Annotated in this window: 1 protein-coding gene; it reads left to right on the top strand. The window is 67.0% G+C overall.

The window, feature by feature from the left end; all coding sequences use genetic code 11:
* A partial coding sequence (locus tag AACW18_RS15920) for a VCBS domain-containing protein (RefSeq protein WP_218390103.1) occupies positions 1–212 on the top strand: 212 nt, incomplete at both ends.

Here is a 212-nt window from a genome sequence, read left to right as displayed (position 1 = left end):
GGCACCAACGACGACACCAGCATCGGCGTCGCCACCCCGGGCTCCGACCAGGGCGCGGTCAAAGAGGACGTCACCCTCAGCACCAGCGGCAAGCTGGTCGCCACCGATGTCGATCAGGGTGAGGCCCGCTTCCAGCCCCAGGACCAGGTCAAAGGCGCCCACGGCACCTTCAGCCTCGATGCCGACGGCAACTGGACCTACAACCTCGACAA

The sequence above is a fragment of the Aeromonas sp. sia0103 genome, from assembly GCF_963895295.1.
In the GTDB taxonomy this organism is placed as follows: domain Bacteria; phylum Pseudomonadota; class Gammaproteobacteria; order Enterobacterales; family Aeromonadaceae; genus Aeromonas; species Aeromonas encheleia.
The sequence above is the reverse complement of the archived record's forward strand: the minus strand, read 5'-3'. Positions and strand labels throughout refer to the sequence as shown.